This window comes from Bradyrhizobium sp. JYMT SZCCT0428 (assembly GCF_018131075.1).
In the GTDB taxonomy this organism is placed as follows: domain Bacteria; phylum Pseudomonadota; class Alphaproteobacteria; order Rhizobiales; family Xanthobacteraceae; genus Bradyrhizobium.
The window spans coordinates 67389-80331 of the sequence record NZ_JAFCLS010000029.1 but is presented as its reverse complement, the minus strand read 5'-3'; the positions used below and the strand labels follow the sequence as shown (position 1 = coordinate 80331).

Below are 12943 nucleotides of genomic sequence, written 5' to 3'. Positions count from 1 at the left end.
CTATACTTGAATCGAATTCGACTAAAATTTGAAACAACTGCAATTGATTCAAATTTTACGCATTAACGCGCCGGGCGCTGCCGCAGCGGCAGTTGTGGTTGCAAAAGCCGCCGGCGTTAACCTGATCTGGCGGGCGTCAGAGCGCACAAAGGCGGTATCCGGCAACGCGGATACCGCCTTTTGAGGTCGGAAAATCGGGGATTTGGGCGGCTCGCGCTTTACCGCGCGCTAACCGCGTCTTCGAGCGTCTCGGCACTTTGCTCGTGGACGAACTCGAGCGCAAAGCCTTCTTCGAGATTTCGCACCACCCGGGACTGGACCTTGCCCAGCATCACGAGCGATTTCAGCGGCGGGCGGTTTTCCGCGGCAATCGCCGCACCCGACGCCGAGAGGTCGATGATCCGGCAGGTCATCTTGCTGCCGTCCTCGAGCGTGAGCAGCGCGATCGGGTTGCGCGGCACGATACGGTCGTGGCGGCGGTCTTCCGGCAGATTGAGAATATCGCGGTTGGCGAGCCAGGTGAGCTGGGCCGCGAGCTTGTCGCGTTTGCGCGCGGTCGCCCCCACGGTCATGGCAAAACCATTGTCGATGATGCGGGTGATCTTGCCCTCAACCCGGCCGATATGGTCGAGATAGGCGATCACGCGGTCGCCGACATTGCCGATGCCGGGCGCCAGCAGGGCCAATCCGCCCGGCGACATATTGATGATCTGGCAGGGAAACTCACGCCGGTCCGGCAGCATGTAGCGGCCGAGCAGGTGGACTTTCACGCGCTGGAAGCGCCGTCGCTCTTCAGCGACCGGGACAGTGGATTTTTTTTGCGCAAACGACATTCTTCGCCACCCGACGTCCGGTCCTTCGGCGTCAGGAAGACCCTAAGGCCGACAGGGTTAATGATGTGTTATCGTCGGTTGCATCAAGTATGTGCATCAAGCTGTGTGTGTCCGTGCCGCCGCAATCCGGTTGAACACCCAGAGCAGCAGCGGGCACAGCAAAATCATTGCCGCGCCGAAGTCGAATGCGGTGGCAGCGGTCCCCGACCATTTGGCGAGGCTGCCGCCGGCAAACGGCCCCAGCATCATCGCCGCATAAAAGATCGTGTAGAACAGGCCCATGCCGATCGCGCGGGTGGAAGGCTGCAAAACCTGCGGAGGCAGGCTCATGATCGGCCCCGACGGCGGCGCGCAGGCGAGGCCGAGCGCGACGATTGTCAGCAGCACGGCACCGGAGCGTGGCAGTATCAGCATCAGCAGCGCGAACACGATGCATCCGCCGACCAGAACAGTCTGCGGCCGCTTGGTGCGGTCCGCCAGAAACCCGCCTGCCGGGCCCGCGAGCGCCGCCAGCCACAGCACGATGCTGATGGTCGATCCTGCAGCTGCGATCGACCAGCCGCGTTCGACCAGCAGCAGCGGTCCGAAGCTGAAGATCATCGCAAAGCCGATGTTGTAGATGCCCCAGAGCAGGCCCGCGACGATCACCGCGATCGTTGCGTTGCGGTCGAGACGTGCGGGAGCGCCGGAGACCGCAGCCGCGCTCGGCGGCGATCGATAGCCAGCGGCAAGAAGAATGATGCCCAGGCCGATCAGGGCAGCGACCGAGAAGTACACCGCGCTCACGCCCCAGGCGGTGCCGATGGCGGGCAGGGTCAGCAACGAAAGCGCAATGCCGGCCGGCCATGAATTGATGAAGATCGCCATCGCGGTTGCGATCTCGCGACCGGTGAACCAGTCGGCGACCATCTTGGTCATCTGGACGTTGAGCAGCACGCCGCCTGCGCCCGCGATCAGCCGTCCGGCCATCTGCACGGTCCAGGAATCCGACAGCGCCATCGCAAGGTTGCCGATCAGCATCAGCGCGAGCGCGGCGAACACTGTTCTCTTGTCGCCGAACCGTTGCCCGATTGCGCCGCCCGGCAACGCAATCGCCACGCCCGGCGTGAAATAAAGGCCGATCAGCAATCCGATATCGGCAAGGCTGACGCCGAATTTGGTGCCGAGCAGCGGCGCGACCGCGGCCACGCTCTGAAACTGGAAGGCCATCGTGAGGCGAACCACGAACAGGATCGCAAGAATACCCCAGCGATTGCGCAATGCCGCACTCCCGGAAAAAGCCTCACCTTCCAGAGTTGCTGCGCAAGCTCGGGCCGCGCCCGGCCTATGTCAATGCGCGCACGAATTTCAGGCTGGGAACGCCGCCCGATGCGGTGCAGCTATTTCTGGACCAGCTGATTGAGATCCCGCTTGATCGAGTTCAGCAGCGACTCCAGCCGTTCCTGCCTGAAGGCGGGTTGCTCCGGCAAGACAGCTTGAACGGCCGGCTCCGCGATGGCGGCTTGAACGCGCTTCTCGGTAATGTCGGGCTTCTCGATGATGACGGGCTTTTCGGGAAATACAGGCCTAACCGCTTGAACTTTACGGGCAGGCCGCTCCGGAAACACCGATCGAACGGGCTCTTCGGCCTGCGCACCGGCTTCGACGAACTCGCCGTGCAAAACATCCTCGCGCCGTCCCATCAGCCACAGGACCGCCCAATACGAAACCGCCAGCAAAATCACGCAGAAAATAATGATCTCAAACATCGCTCACGTCCAATCCGGTCAGTATCCCGGTAAAGGCGGTTTTCGGTCAAGACCGCTGAAAGCGATTGTTTGTCAGTGCGTTGTTTCGGTACCATCATGCTTAATGTCGGGCCCGGCAGGGCCGGCCAAGTTAAGGGAGGGATGCGATGCCGGGAGTGAAGCGGGACCGCGACGACGCCGTCGGCGTGCTGACACTGGACGAGCCTGCGACGTTGCGATGACGCCCGATCTGTTAGCCGATCTCGCGCTCGCGATCGGCGAGATGACCGAGGATCCCCGGGTACGGGCGCTGGTCCTGACTGGCGCCGGACGCGGCTTTTGCTCCGGGCAAAACCTCAAGGCCGCCGCCATCCTCGGCGACGACATCGTCGACGGCGTGATGCGGTATTATTGGCCGGCCTTCAAGGCGCTGCGTGAATGCAAAGTGCCGGTCGTGGTGGCGGTCAATGGTGTTGCGGCCGGCGGCGGCTTCAGCCTCGCGATGGCGGGAGACGTGATCGTCGCGGCGCGTTCGGCGAGCTTCATTCAGGTCTTCAGCCGGATCGCGCTGGTGCCTGATCTCGGCTCGACCTGGCTGTTGCCGCGCCTGGTCGGCCGGCAGCGTGCGCTCGAACTGATGCTGACCAACGAGCCGCTATCGGCCGAGATAGCCAAGGAATGGGGGCTGGTCCGGGAAGTGTTCGATGATGCCGCGCTTCAGGGCGGCGCGCTGGCGCTGGCGCGCAAGCTCGCGGATGGTCCGACGCGGGCGCTGGTTGCGACACGCCGCCTGATCGAGGAGAGCGAACACGCAAGCTATGCCGATCAGTTCCGGCGCGAAATCGAGACGCAGGCCGACATTCGCAAGAGTGCCGATGCGCTGGAAGGACGCAACGCGTTTCTTGAAAAGCGCGCCGCGCGGTTCAGCGGCCGGTAATTCCTTCGTACACCATGAAGCCGCGTGCGATGGCCAGCTTGCGCAAGGCGCGGGGAACGAGTTTCTCCGGCCGGTGCAGATAGCGCCACGACGTCAGCTTGAAATCCTTCAGCGTGCCGAGATCGTCCTCGAACGGCGCCAGCAGGCCGGTGACGCTGATCGGCGCGTGCGCGCGGTTGTTGAACGGCAGCAGCAGTAGTTCCAGATGCGCAGTCCGGCCGTCTTCCGACGTCGCGGTGATGCCGGCGACGGCGGCCAGCATCTCTTCGGCGACGTAAGTCACGATGTCCTCGATCTCGCGGCGGCTCTCATCTGCGAACAGCGCGGTGAAGCTGCTGTCCTTTGCGTCGCGGCCGAGCAGGGCGCAGACCCGTGTTCCGGCGACGCGGAAGGGGAAGCCGGCTTCGCTTTCGTACCCCAGCACGAAGATGTCGCCGAGCAGTTCGCGTACCGCTGATGGTTCGATCTCGCTGCGGTCAGGTGCCCGCGCGTGGCCGCGTTTTGCGTCCCAATAGGCAAAAAACTGACGGCTCGATGGATGTTTCATACGTTGGCCTTGCCCCCGCCCGTGGCAGGGCGGCACATATCTGTCCCGATTTTGCTCACGTGCTGTCCCTTCTGTGTTGTGCAGGACAGGCTGTGCAGCGTCCATGCCGTGGACGCGATTTGGCCGCTTTGGCCGCGGCTTTGCGTTGTTAACGTTAAATTAACTATGAGATTGGCGATCCCGTCGCGGCCTGCGTAGAGTGGAACGCATCGGACCCGGCCGGCTTATCTCGAGCCGACCGGCTCGGTTGGTACACAGGTGGCGTCAAACAGTTTGGTCGTCGCGCGGGGAGGGGTGGGGATGTTCCCCCTAAGCTCCAGGGGCGCGAAAAGATCGGCGACGAGGGAGGATGTTCTCAGCATCCTCCCTTTTTCTTTTTTGGCACAGCAGTTTCGTGTCCCGGACGCAGTGCAGCGCCTTTGATGGTTCGGACGTTTGTGCACTTGCACCGCGCGGGGAAAGCCGCCTATCTGGGCCGATTGTTCCCCAAAGCCGCTCTAAAAGTCTCTAAAGGTCCTTGGCCCCTTGGAATCCCAGCCTGAAACCCAGCTTGAAGCCCCGGAAGGTCCGCGCGAGCCGATCCTGACCCTGCCGGGTGCGCTGACGGCCTATGTCGCGCTGATCGCGGTCATTCACCTGCGGGTGCTGCTGCCGCCGGAACTCGAGAACTGGACCATCGACGTCTTCGGTTTCATTCCGAAACGCTACGATTCAACGCTGCTCAACATCGATTTTCCCGGCGGCACGGGCGCCAAGGTCTGGACCTTCGTCACCTATTCGCTGCTGCACGCCAATCTCACCCATATCGGCTTCAACGTGCTGTGGCTGTTGCCGTTCGGCAGCGCGCTGGCGCGCCGGTTCGGCCCGGTCAGGTTTTACGTTTTCATGGCCGTGACGGCCGCGGCCGGCGCGCTTGCGCATCTGCTCACGCATGAACACGCGATCGCGCCGATGATCGGCGCGTCGGCGTCGGTGTCCGGCACCATGGCGGCCGCGATCCGCTTTGCCTTTGTGAAAGGGAGCTTTCTGTCGTTCAGCCGCGGCGACGCGGATGAAGCGGCGAAGGTGCCGGCGCTGTCGCTCGGACAGGCCTTTCGCGACACCCGCGTGCTGGCATTTCTGGCGGTGTGGTTCGGCGTCAACATCATCTTTGGCGTCGGATCGATTGCGATCGGCGCCGACGGCGGCACCGTGGCGTGGCAAGCGCATATCGGTGGATTTCTCGCCGGCCTGATGCTGTTTTCGCTGTTCGATCCGGTGCGGCGGATGGCAACGCATGCTGCAGATGCGTCATCGCCTGACGAGGCCGACCGCGTCTGATCGTCGCTTGCGGCGCACCGCGATTTCATCCATCATCTTCACATGTCGTGACACAAGACAAAGCCCGCTGCCGTGCAGGACAGCTGAGCTAGAGCATGATCCGGAAAAGTGGACACCGGTTTTCCGAAAGATCATGCTCAAACAAGAAAATGGATCGGGATGAAATCATCCCGATCTAGACACCGCGCCTGAAACGAACGCTCTTGAAACGAGTACGGCGCGGAACTGTTGATTGAAGACTCGCGAACAAGTCGACCCCCCAAACCAAAAGGGGTGCGCACCGATTCAGGAGGCGGCAATGACGGTACGTGCAATTCTCGATTCCAAAGGCCATGACATCCTGAGCGTCGAGCCGGACGCCAAGCTCTCGGCCGCGGTCAAGCTCCTGGGCGAGCGCAGGATCGGCGCCGTGCTGGTCATGAACCAGGGACGCCTCGAAGGCATCCTGTCGGAACGCGATATCGTCCGTGTGCTCGGCGAGCGCGGCGCCAAGGTGCTGGATGAGCCGGTCAGCACCGTGATGACGCGCAAGGTCGTCAGTTGCCGGGAACAGGACACGGTCAGCGGCATCATGGAAATGATGACGCTCGGCAAGTTCAGGCATTTGCCTGTGGTCGAGGAGGGCAAGGTGGTCGGCCTGATCTCGATCGGCGACATCGTCAAGCGCCGCGTCCACGAATATGAAGCCGAGCAGGAAGCGCTGCGCGACTACATCAAGACCGCCTGAACCCCCTATTCTTTTTCCGGTTCGGCCTTTTCGGCGGCCGCGGCGGCATTAGCCGCTGGCGGCGCCAGAATGTGGATCGCTTCCTGGATGGAATCGATCGCGCGCTCGGCGGCGCGCGCGCCATGGGCGATCAGATCGTCGGCGCGGTGAAAATCGAACAAGCCGATCTTGGCGACACGGGGCGAGATCAGAAGATCCGGCGGATCGCCTGCCAGCCGCGCGCGGGTGATGCGGTCCTGCATGATGTTGAAGGCGTCCACCATGACGGTGGAAATTCCCGGCCGTCCGCCGCCGCCGAAGAACTCGCGCTTCATGGTGCGCTCTGCCGAGAAAAACCTTCCGAAACCGCGCTTTGCTGGTTCGGCTTCAGGTACTGCCTCAGGTACGACCGAGACGTTAAGGTCCGCTGCCGCGCCATGGGAATAAATCGTTGTTGCGTGGGTGAAGATGTCGCTGGAGAGATTGGCGGCGATGACGATCTCCGCGCCGAGGGCGCGGGCCGCCGACACCGGAACCGGGTTGACCAGCGCGCCGTCGACCAGCCAGCGATCGCCGATCAGGACCGGCGAGAATATTCCCGGCAGCGCGTATGAGGCCTGCATCGCGTCGATCATGCGGCCATGGGTCAGCCAGATCTCGTGGCCGGTGCGCACTTCGGTCGCAACAGTGGCGAATTTCACCGGCAGGTCCTCGATCAGGCCCTGGCCCATCGTCGTCTCGAGTTGGGCGGCAAGCCTGCTGCCGCCGATCAGGCCGGAGCCGTTGAGACGGATATCGAGATAGCCGAAAATATTGCGCGGCTGCAGGCCGCGCGCCCATTCTTCCACCTTTTCGAGATTTCCGGAGGCGTAGCCGCCGCCGATCACCGCCCCCATCGACGTTCCCACCACGACATTGGGGTGGATACCGTGGGCAACCAGGGTCTTGATGATACCGATATGGGCGAATCCGCGCGCGGCGCCGCCGCCCAGCGCGAGCCCGATCACCGGCCGGCGGATGCTGCCGAGCCCTACCTCGTCGCGGCCGTCGGAGCCCTTTTGGCCGCGGCCCATCCAGTTATCCAACACGAAAAACTCTCCTGCGGCTCAAGCATATTCGCCGCGGCATGGCCGTACCAGAATCATGTCAATCAATTCCCCAAAACTCCCAGCGCATGGTTTATGCCCGGCCAAAGCGGCCCAGGCAGGGATTATGACTGGACCACGACCGCGGGATCAACTGCCGGTTCCTTGGTCCGGGGGGCTTCGGGCAGCTCTTTCGGGCTACTCTGCAGGCTTGAATTTGCCGCGTTTTCAGTGAAAAGCATGGCGATGACTTGGCGAGGCAATGGCATCGGCGGGGACGGGGGCGCATGGCGGCTTTTCCCGCGGCTTCTGCTTGCCCCAATGCTTGCCTTGGTGTTGCTCGCTTCCAGCCCGGCTTCGGCCCAGATGTTCTCCGATCGCCCGCCGCCGGTGCCGCCGGGTTCGATTCCGGATGCGCCGTCCGGCCCTGCAATGAACCTGGCGCCGCCAGGTTCGATTCCAACCCTGCCGCCAACGCTGACGCAGCCGACCCTGGTGCCGCCGTCGATCGCCACCGTCCCGCCAGCGGCGCCGCCGCCGGGCGCCGCGACGCCCGGCCAGGCCGTGCTGTCCTTGACGGCGCGCTACGGCAAGGATTTGCCGGTCATCAACAGCGGACTGGTGTGGCGGGTGTTCGCCGACAAGCCGGACGATAACGGCACGTTCCGCCTGATCCGCGAGGACCGCGGTGCGACCCCGAACATCGTGCTGCCGCCGGGCAATTACGTCGTGCACGTCGCGCTCGGCCTCGTCAGCGCGGTGCGGGCGGTGAGCCTGAAGTCGGAGACCGATCGCGAATCCTTCGTGCTTCCGGCCGGCGGCCTGCGCATCGAAGGCCGCGTCGGCACCTCCAAGATTCCGCCGAACCAGATTTCGTTCGCGATCTATAAAGGCAGCCAGTTCGACGGCGCCGAGCGGACCTCGCTATTGCCCAACGTCGCCGGCGGCGACGTCGCGCTGCTGCCGGAGGGCACGTATTACATCATCTCCAACTACGGCGACGCCAATTCCGTTGTCCGTTCCGACATCCGCGTGCAGGCGGGCAAGCTGACCGATGTGATCGTCACCCATCGCGCCGCGGTCATCACGCTGAAACTGGTCAGCGACAAGGGCGGCGAGGCGCTCGCCAACACCGCCTGGTCGGTCATCACGCCGGGCGGCGACGTCATCAAGGAATCGATCGGCGCGTTCCCGCGCGTCGTGCTGTCCGAAGGCGAATACCGCGCCATCGCCAAGAACGAAGGCAAGGTGTTCGAGCGCCCGTTCAACGTGGTGAACGGCGTTGACGGCGAGGTCGAGGTCGTAGCGCGCTGATCGCTTGCTTCGTTGAAGGCGTAATCCGCCATTTAGAGCCTATTGGGATGGCTCGTCAGCTCTTTGTAGCTGAGGCTTCTCATACAAGACTGCGTTCAGCAAAGAGCGGTGCACCTCGATCTTTCCATTGTAGCTGATCAATCCCAGCTTGCGAAATTTGTTCAGGAAGTAGCTCACCCGGGATCTGGTTGTTCCGATCATTTCCGCCAACGTTCCTTGATTGATTGAAGCATCGATTGGCGTCGGCTTTTCATTTTTCCCGAAATTGGCCAGCAAAAGAAGCAGACGTGCGAGCCGCTTCTCGCTCGAATTGAAGAGCTGGTCGATCAAATCCTCTTCAATGCGGTTGCTCCGGGTCACCAGGAAAGTCACGAAAAGTTCTGAAAATCTGGGCTCCTTGCGGAGCGCCCCCAGCATCGCCTTCCGCGTTATTGAGGTGATAACGCACTCCTCCAACGCCCTCGCGGTTCCAACGCGGAACGCCTGACCGTTCAGGCATCCCTCGCCGAAAAACTGCGCAGGGTCCAAAATGCTGACGACCGCTTCTTTGCCCTGCTCGGAAACAACGGTCACCTTGACCTTGCCCGATTGGATGTAAAAAATCCGGTCAGCTTCTTCGCCTTGAGCGTAGATGATCCGGTTTTTACGATACTTCTGTATCGTTTTCCCGGTCCCGACTTTGGCTAGAAAAGCCTGGGGATCGAACTTTCGCTTTGCAGACTTCACAAGCCCCTCCATTGGACCGGCGAAACCTAAATATTGAAAATCGTGTGTTGTGGTCAATATTGACCAGCGGACCAGTTTCCAGGGGGCCAGAATCACCCCGTCAGAGCCGGTGTCCGGCAACGTGTCGTGCATCCGTCTGATCCAAAAGGGATGCCTTACATGCCCGGCGCCCATGCGCTTCCAACCGGTCCGCCGCTTAGCGCACTCGAGCGCCTGCGCTGTCAGCACTGCCAGACCCGCACGAACCTGACTGGCATTGCGTCCGGCCCAGCGGGTTACGAACTCCGCACGTTCGAGTGCCCTAGATGCGATCGTGTCCAGCGAACCTTGGTGGTCAGCGACCCCATGAGCGGCGACGTGACAGGGTGGCTTGGCGGCGAGCTTAAACCCCCGGAGTAAACTTTTGCAATCTCGCGGAAGATCAAAAATGGCCGCTCAAATTGCCCTTTCGCCATCCCGGGTCCTTTCAAGCTCCCGATGCCACCGTTGCCGGGGCGCTACCACCGTGCGGCGAATCACGCCTTCGGGACCAGGATACGAGCACTGGATGCTGTGCTGTACGGACTGCGGCCACATCCATCAAATGCAGGTCCTATGCAGCCTGCCGCAATCGGAACGCCTGGATTGGTTTGACAACGATTTGGACTTATCGAATTGAGGCCCGCATGCGTAACAAGACCAAGGTTACATTCTTGACGGCGGACCATCTGGATGAGCAGGCAGACGCGCGCGCCAGCGAGGCACATCAATTGCCTGAAGGAGAGGCGAGACAGAATGCACTTCGTAACGCCGCACAGTTGAGGATGTACGCCACTATGAAGCGCGCACTCACACCACAAACCGCCAAGTCGAAATAACGCGGATCAGGAGAGTTGCTGAATGTCGGATTTTGACCCGAGATGATCCAAATCCTGAATTCGGAGCGAGTCATAGCACAATGAGCGATGCGCCTTCCGACGCGCTGCGTTTCTTCCGGCGCAAACCGGTGAGAACCTCCATCGAGGTGGATCGCTTCCATTGGCGGCGCCTTCAGTTCAAGCCCAGGATCGTTTTTACACAGTCTGGACCCAAAGCTGACGTCAGGCCTTGAGCCGGTCTTTGGTCATGTGAAGCGTCACGATAATGCCCTCCGCGCTCCAATCGCAGGAAATTGAGCCGCCAAGCTGGATTGTCATGGCACGGTTGAGCATTTTGCTTCCATATCCCCCCTCACTAGCGGGGGCGGCGACTGGCGGGCCGCCACGTTCAGTCCAGACTATTAGTACGTCCGTATCATGGGCGGCGCAGGCGATATCCAGTGTGCCGGTTGGTGACGACAGAGCGCCATACTTCAGCGAATTGGTGGCGAGTTCATGGACAACGAGGGCGAGTGTTGTAGCCGCCTGCTCGCCCACGCCCATGCGAGGGACTGAGACCCGGACGCGACCGCTGAATGCTCCCATGTCGTCATATGGTGCAAGCAGTACCGTCAACAGGTCACCAAGAAGTGCGGCTTTTCCTCCCTGACCCGGAAGCGGACGAACAAGATCATGGGCGCGACCTAACGCGGTCAGCCGATGCGTCAGTTCTTTCGCCATTTCGGCCGTCGTCTTGGCGGACCGCGAAGTAATGGCCGTGAGACCGGATGCAATGGCTAGTAGATTTTTCACCCGGTGGCTCATCTCCCCCGCCAGCAACTCATGACCTTCCTCGGCTTGCTTACGTCCGGTGACGTCCAGGAAAATCCCGTACATGATGCGACCGACGATATCCGCATCGTTGCCCTGGCCTCGGGCCGACACCCACCTGACCTCCTCGCCGACCATGATGCGGAAGTCGATTTCATAAGCGCCGATGATGGCGCGCGTGGCCGCGAATGCCGCTTTCACCCTGTCGCGGTCCGCCGGATGAACATGCGAAGAAAGGTCGTCAAACGTCACGGATCCACTGAGCGGGACGCCCCAAAGATCGAAAGCTCTTTCGTCCATCGTGAATCGATTGGTATCCACGTTCCAGGACCACAACGCGACCCCCGCAGCAGCAACAGCCAAACGTAATTGTTCCACATCCCAAACTGGCAGGCCCGACTTCTCCAGGGGGCTCTTGGAGAACGTCGGAAGAGGCACCGCCTCAACCAGGCTATCACCTTGCGCTTCCATGTTTTTTCCCAAGCGATGTGAACTTTGTCGGGCTCGGTCGATTAGACCGGCGCCAACGACGATCCCGGCTGCACATGCCGAGTTAGAAATTCGGGATGATCTGCGAAATCGCAGCCATCGGAACCAACTCCGTCGACCTCAAATGGTTCGAATATATGTTCGGCTCCCGACATAGATCATGGTGTAACGCCGACGCTCATTAGTGGAAAAAAGACCGATGATTTCAGATGCGAAACGTGCGGTCATCCTTATCGTTGAAGATGAATTGCTGATCCGGTTAAACGCCGTCGAAATGATCGAAGAGGCAGGATTTGAAGCCGTCGAAGCGGCGAGCGCAGATGAAGCCATTGCAATTCTTGAACGTCGCTTGGACATCACTGTCGTATTCACCGATATCCAGATGCCGGGCAGCATGGATGGTCTCAAGCTTGTTGCCGCGGTTCGGGACCGTTGGCCTCCGATTTTGATCGTGGCCACTTCAGGCCGAGCCAAACTTGGTATCGGTGATTTGCCGGAGGGCAGCCGTTTTTTGCCAAAACCTTACAGCCCTGCCGAAATCACCGAAACCCTTCGTCAACTGATTGCGGCCTAAAGGCCGCTGCCGGCAACTTCGTTTATCGCAGCCATCACCTCGCCCGTCGCTGTCTGGTGAATCATGTGGCCGGTTCGAGGAACGCGGTGAAACGCGCTCTGCGAAACGTCGGAATGCAACCGGGCCGATTGTTTGTCGATGTCGATCAGCCGGTCGTTTTCGCCGGCGATGATGACGACTGGCATTTTGAGCTCGGCATACTTGTCCTCGAAATGGAAGGCGTCCGGAATCATGAGCGCCGACTCGGCGGCCGAAGCGCGGATCTGCGAAGGACGAAGCGCCATCTCCTTCGGGAACTGCTGGAACTTGGCAGGCGCCGACTTGGGTCCGAAGATCTTCGCCATCATGAGCGGCCACATCAGCCTGCTGATCATGGGCGACAGCGTGTGGCCCATGATATCACCCACAACGGGGACAGCCGGGGCGGACAGGGCCACGACGTCGGGACGCAGGGTGGGATAGTAGTAGCCCGAGGCGAGAACCAGGCCGCGCACCATGTCGGGAAACTTGAGAGCCAGGGCGACCGCCACCGATGCACCCCAGGAGTGCCCGAGTACGATTGCCTGTGACACGCCGAGCCGCTCGAGCGCGCGCCGGATCAATTGGGCTTGGGCATCGGGCGTCCACACGACATTGCGCGGTCGGCTGCTGTGGCCGAACCCGGGACGGTCGATGATGATGACCCTGTAGCTCTTGGCGGCTAGGTCGACCAGCCCACTGGATTCGAAATCCTGGATCATGCTGCCGTTGCCATGCAGAAGCACCAGCGGCTCACCCGAACCTCTTTCCACGTAGTGCAGACGGACACCGTCCACATCGAGGAACTGGCCGGCCGGCGGATTGTCGTGCTCTGCCTTCTTCGCCAGATGACGGTTCAGAAGCGCGGTCGCCGCCAGCGCTCCTGCCGCAACAACTGCGGCCACCGCATAGGAATGTCCCGCTGCAACGTTCCGGTTTCGCCTGACGGAGGTCGGAAGCCGGCTTAATCGGTTCATCGGGGTCATGCTCACACCATGGG

Annotated in this window: 15 protein-coding genes; 7 read left to right on the top strand and 8 right to left on the bottom strand. The window is 61.5% G+C overall.

The window, feature by feature from the left end; translation table 11 throughout:
- Nucleotides 1-28 precede the first annotated feature (28 nt).
- Complete coding sequence (locus tag JQ575_RS27040; protein WP_212036162.1) at nt 29-184, top strand: hypothetical protein; 156 nt, start codon at nt 29-31, stop codon at nt 182-184.
- 34 nt (nt 185-218) lie between these two features.
- Here JQ575_RS27040 and JQ575_RS27035 read toward each other — a convergent pair whose 3' ends face one another.
- The 3 genes from JQ575_RS27035 to JQ575_RS27025 form a co-directional block, all read right to left on the bottom strand.
- Complete coding sequence (locus JQ575_RS27035) at nt 219-833, bottom strand: PilZ domain-containing protein (RefSeq protein ID WP_212036161.1); 615 nt, start codon at nt 831-833, stop codon at nt 219-221.
- Between the two features lie 96 nt (nt 834-929).
- Nucleotides 930-2093: a CynX/NimT family MFS transporter gene (locus tag JQ575_RS27030; RefSeq protein ID WP_212036160.1), complete on the bottom strand. Its 1164-nt coding sequence runs from the start codon at nt 2091-2093 to the stop codon at nt 930-932.
- 119 nt (nt 2094-2212) lie between these two features.
- Nucleotides 2213-2581 (bottom strand): hypothetical protein, encoded by a 369-nt coding sequence (locus JQ575_RS27025; protein ID WP_212036159.1) that lies wholly within the window; start codon nt 2579-2581, stop codon nt 2213-2215.
- 217 nt (nt 2582-2798) lie between these two features.
- Between JQ575_RS27025 and JQ575_RS27020 the strand changes: the two genes are divergently transcribed.
- The gene (locus JQ575_RS27020; RefSeq protein ID WP_249166917.1) at nt 2799-3497 is read left to right on the top strand and encodes an enoyl-CoA hydratase-related protein; all 699 of its coding nucleotides are present in this window, start codon (nt 2799-2801) and stop codon (nt 3495-3497) included.
- Here the strand turns inward: JQ575_RS27020 and JQ575_RS27015 are convergent.
- Complete coding sequence (locus JQ575_RS27015; RefSeq protein WP_212036158.1) at nt 3484-4044, bottom strand: PAS domain-containing protein; 561 nt, start codon at nt 4042-4044, stop codon at nt 3484-3486. The two genes, JQ575_RS27020 and JQ575_RS27015, sit on opposite strands and share 14 nt — an antisense overlap.
- 525 nt (nt 4045-4569) lie before the next feature.
- Between JQ575_RS27015 and JQ575_RS27010 the strand changes: the two genes are divergently transcribed.
- On the top strand, nt 4570-5364 hold the full coding sequence (locus JQ575_RS27010; protein ID WP_212036157.1) for a rhomboid family intramembrane serine protease: 795 nt from the start codon (nt 4570-4572) through the stop codon (nt 5362-5364).
- A 298-nt stretch (nt 5365-5662) separates the two neighbouring features.
- Nucleotides 5663-6091 (top strand): CBS domain-containing protein, encoded by a 429-nt coding sequence (locus JQ575_RS27005; RefSeq protein ID WP_212036156.1) that lies wholly within the window; start codon nt 5663-5665, stop codon nt 6089-6091.
- A 5-nt stretch (nt 6092-6096) separates the two neighbouring features.
- Here the strand turns inward: JQ575_RS27005 and JQ575_RS27000 are convergent, their stop codons facing one another.
- The gene (locus tag JQ575_RS27000) at nt 6097-7158 is read right to left on the bottom strand and encodes a patatin-like phospholipase family protein (protein ID WP_212036155.1); all 1062 of its coding nucleotides are present in this window, start codon (nt 7156-7158) and stop codon (nt 6097-6099) included.
- Nucleotides 7159-7401: 243 nt separating this feature from the next.
- Between JQ575_RS27000 and JQ575_RS26995 the strand changes: the two genes are divergently transcribed.
- Nucleotides 7402-8469 carry a hypothetical protein gene (locus JQ575_RS26995; protein WP_212036154.1) on the top strand — a complete coding sequence of 356 codons (1068 nt, stop codon included), beginning with the start codon at nt 7402-7404 and terminating at the stop codon, nt 8467-8469.
- Between the two features lie 39 nt (nt 8470-8508).
- On the opposite strand, the gene JQ575_RS26990 is transcribed toward JQ575_RS26995, so the two are convergent.
- On the bottom strand, nt 8509-9207 hold the full coding sequence (locus JQ575_RS26990; protein WP_212036218.1) for a Crp/Fnr family transcriptional regulator: 699 nt from the start codon (nt 9205-9207) through the stop codon (nt 8509-8511).
- Nucleotides 9208-9860: 653 nt separating this feature from the next.
- Between JQ575_RS26990 and JQ575_RS26985 the strand changes: the two genes are divergently transcribed.
- On the top strand, nt 9861-10052 hold the full coding sequence (locus JQ575_RS26985) for a hypothetical protein (RefSeq protein WP_212036153.1): 192 nt from the start codon (nt 9861-9863) through the stop codon (nt 10050-10052).
- Nucleotides 10053-10274: 222 nt separating this feature from the next.
- Here the strand turns inward: JQ575_RS26985 and JQ575_RS26980 are convergent, their stop codons facing one another.
- Complete coding sequence (locus JQ575_RS26980) at nt 10275-11255, bottom strand: sensor histidine kinase (RefSeq protein WP_409364827.1); 981 nt, start codon at nt 11253-11255, stop codon at nt 10275-10277.
- A 295-nt stretch (nt 11256-11550) separates the two neighbouring features.
- Between JQ575_RS26980 and JQ575_RS26975 the strand changes: the two genes are divergently transcribed.
- A complete protein-coding gene (locus JQ575_RS26975) occupies nt 11551-11925 on the top strand; it encodes a response regulator (RefSeq protein WP_212036151.1) in 375 nt (124 codons plus the stop codon).
- Here JQ575_RS26975 and JQ575_RS26970 read toward each other — a convergent pair.
- Nucleotides 11922-12920 carry an alpha/beta fold hydrolase gene (locus JQ575_RS26970; RefSeq protein ID WP_212036216.1) on the bottom strand — a complete coding sequence of 333 codons (999 nt, stop codon included), beginning with the start codon at nt 12918-12920 and terminating at the stop codon, nt 11922-11924. The genes JQ575_RS26975 and JQ575_RS26970 overlap by 4 nt on opposite strands.
- Nucleotides 12921-12943 lie beyond the last annotated feature (23 nt).

Excerpts from the sequence above, each read along its gene's own strand:
- JQ575_RS27035 (WP_212036161.1), bottom strand. The coding sequence starts at position 833 with ATGTCGTTTGCGCAAAAAAAATCCACTGTCCCGGTCGCTGAAGAGCGA.
- JQ575_RS27025 (WP_212036159.1), bottom strand. The coding sequence starts at position 2,581 with ATGTTTGAGATCATTATTTTCTGCGTGATTTTGCTGGCGGTTTCGTAT.
- JQ575_RS27020 (WP_249166917.1), top strand. The coding sequence starts at position 2,799 with ATGACGCCCGATCTGTTAGCCGATCTCGCGCTCGCGATCGGCGAGATG.
- JQ575_RS27015 (WP_212036158.1), bottom strand. The coding sequence starts at position 4,044 with ATGAAACATCCATCGAGCCGTCAGTTTTTTGCCTATTGGGACGCAAAA.
- JQ575_RS27005 (WP_212036156.1), top strand. The coding sequence starts at position 5,663 with ATGACGGTACGTGCAATTCTCGATTCCAAAGGCCATGACATCCTGAGC.
- JQ575_RS26995 (WP_212036154.1), top strand. The coding sequence starts at position 7,402 with ATGACTTGGCGAGGCAATGGCATCGGCGGGGACGGGGGCGCATGGCGG.
- JQ575_RS26990 (WP_212036218.1), bottom strand. The coding sequence starts at position 9,207 with ATGGAGGGGCTTGTGAAGTCTGCAAAGCGAAAGTTCGATCCCCAGGCT.
- JQ575_RS26985 (WP_212036153.1), top strand. The coding sequence starts at position 9,861 with ATGCGTAACAAGACCAAGGTTACATTCTTGACGGCGGACCATCTGGAT.
- JQ575_RS26975 (WP_212036151.1), top strand. The coding sequence starts at position 11,551 with ATGATTTCAGATGCGAAACGTGCGGTCATCCTTATCGTTGAAGATGAA.
- JQ575_RS26970 (WP_212036216.1), bottom strand. The coding sequence starts at position 12,920 with ATGAACCGATTAAGCCGGCTTCCGACCTCCGTCAGGCGAAACCGGAAC.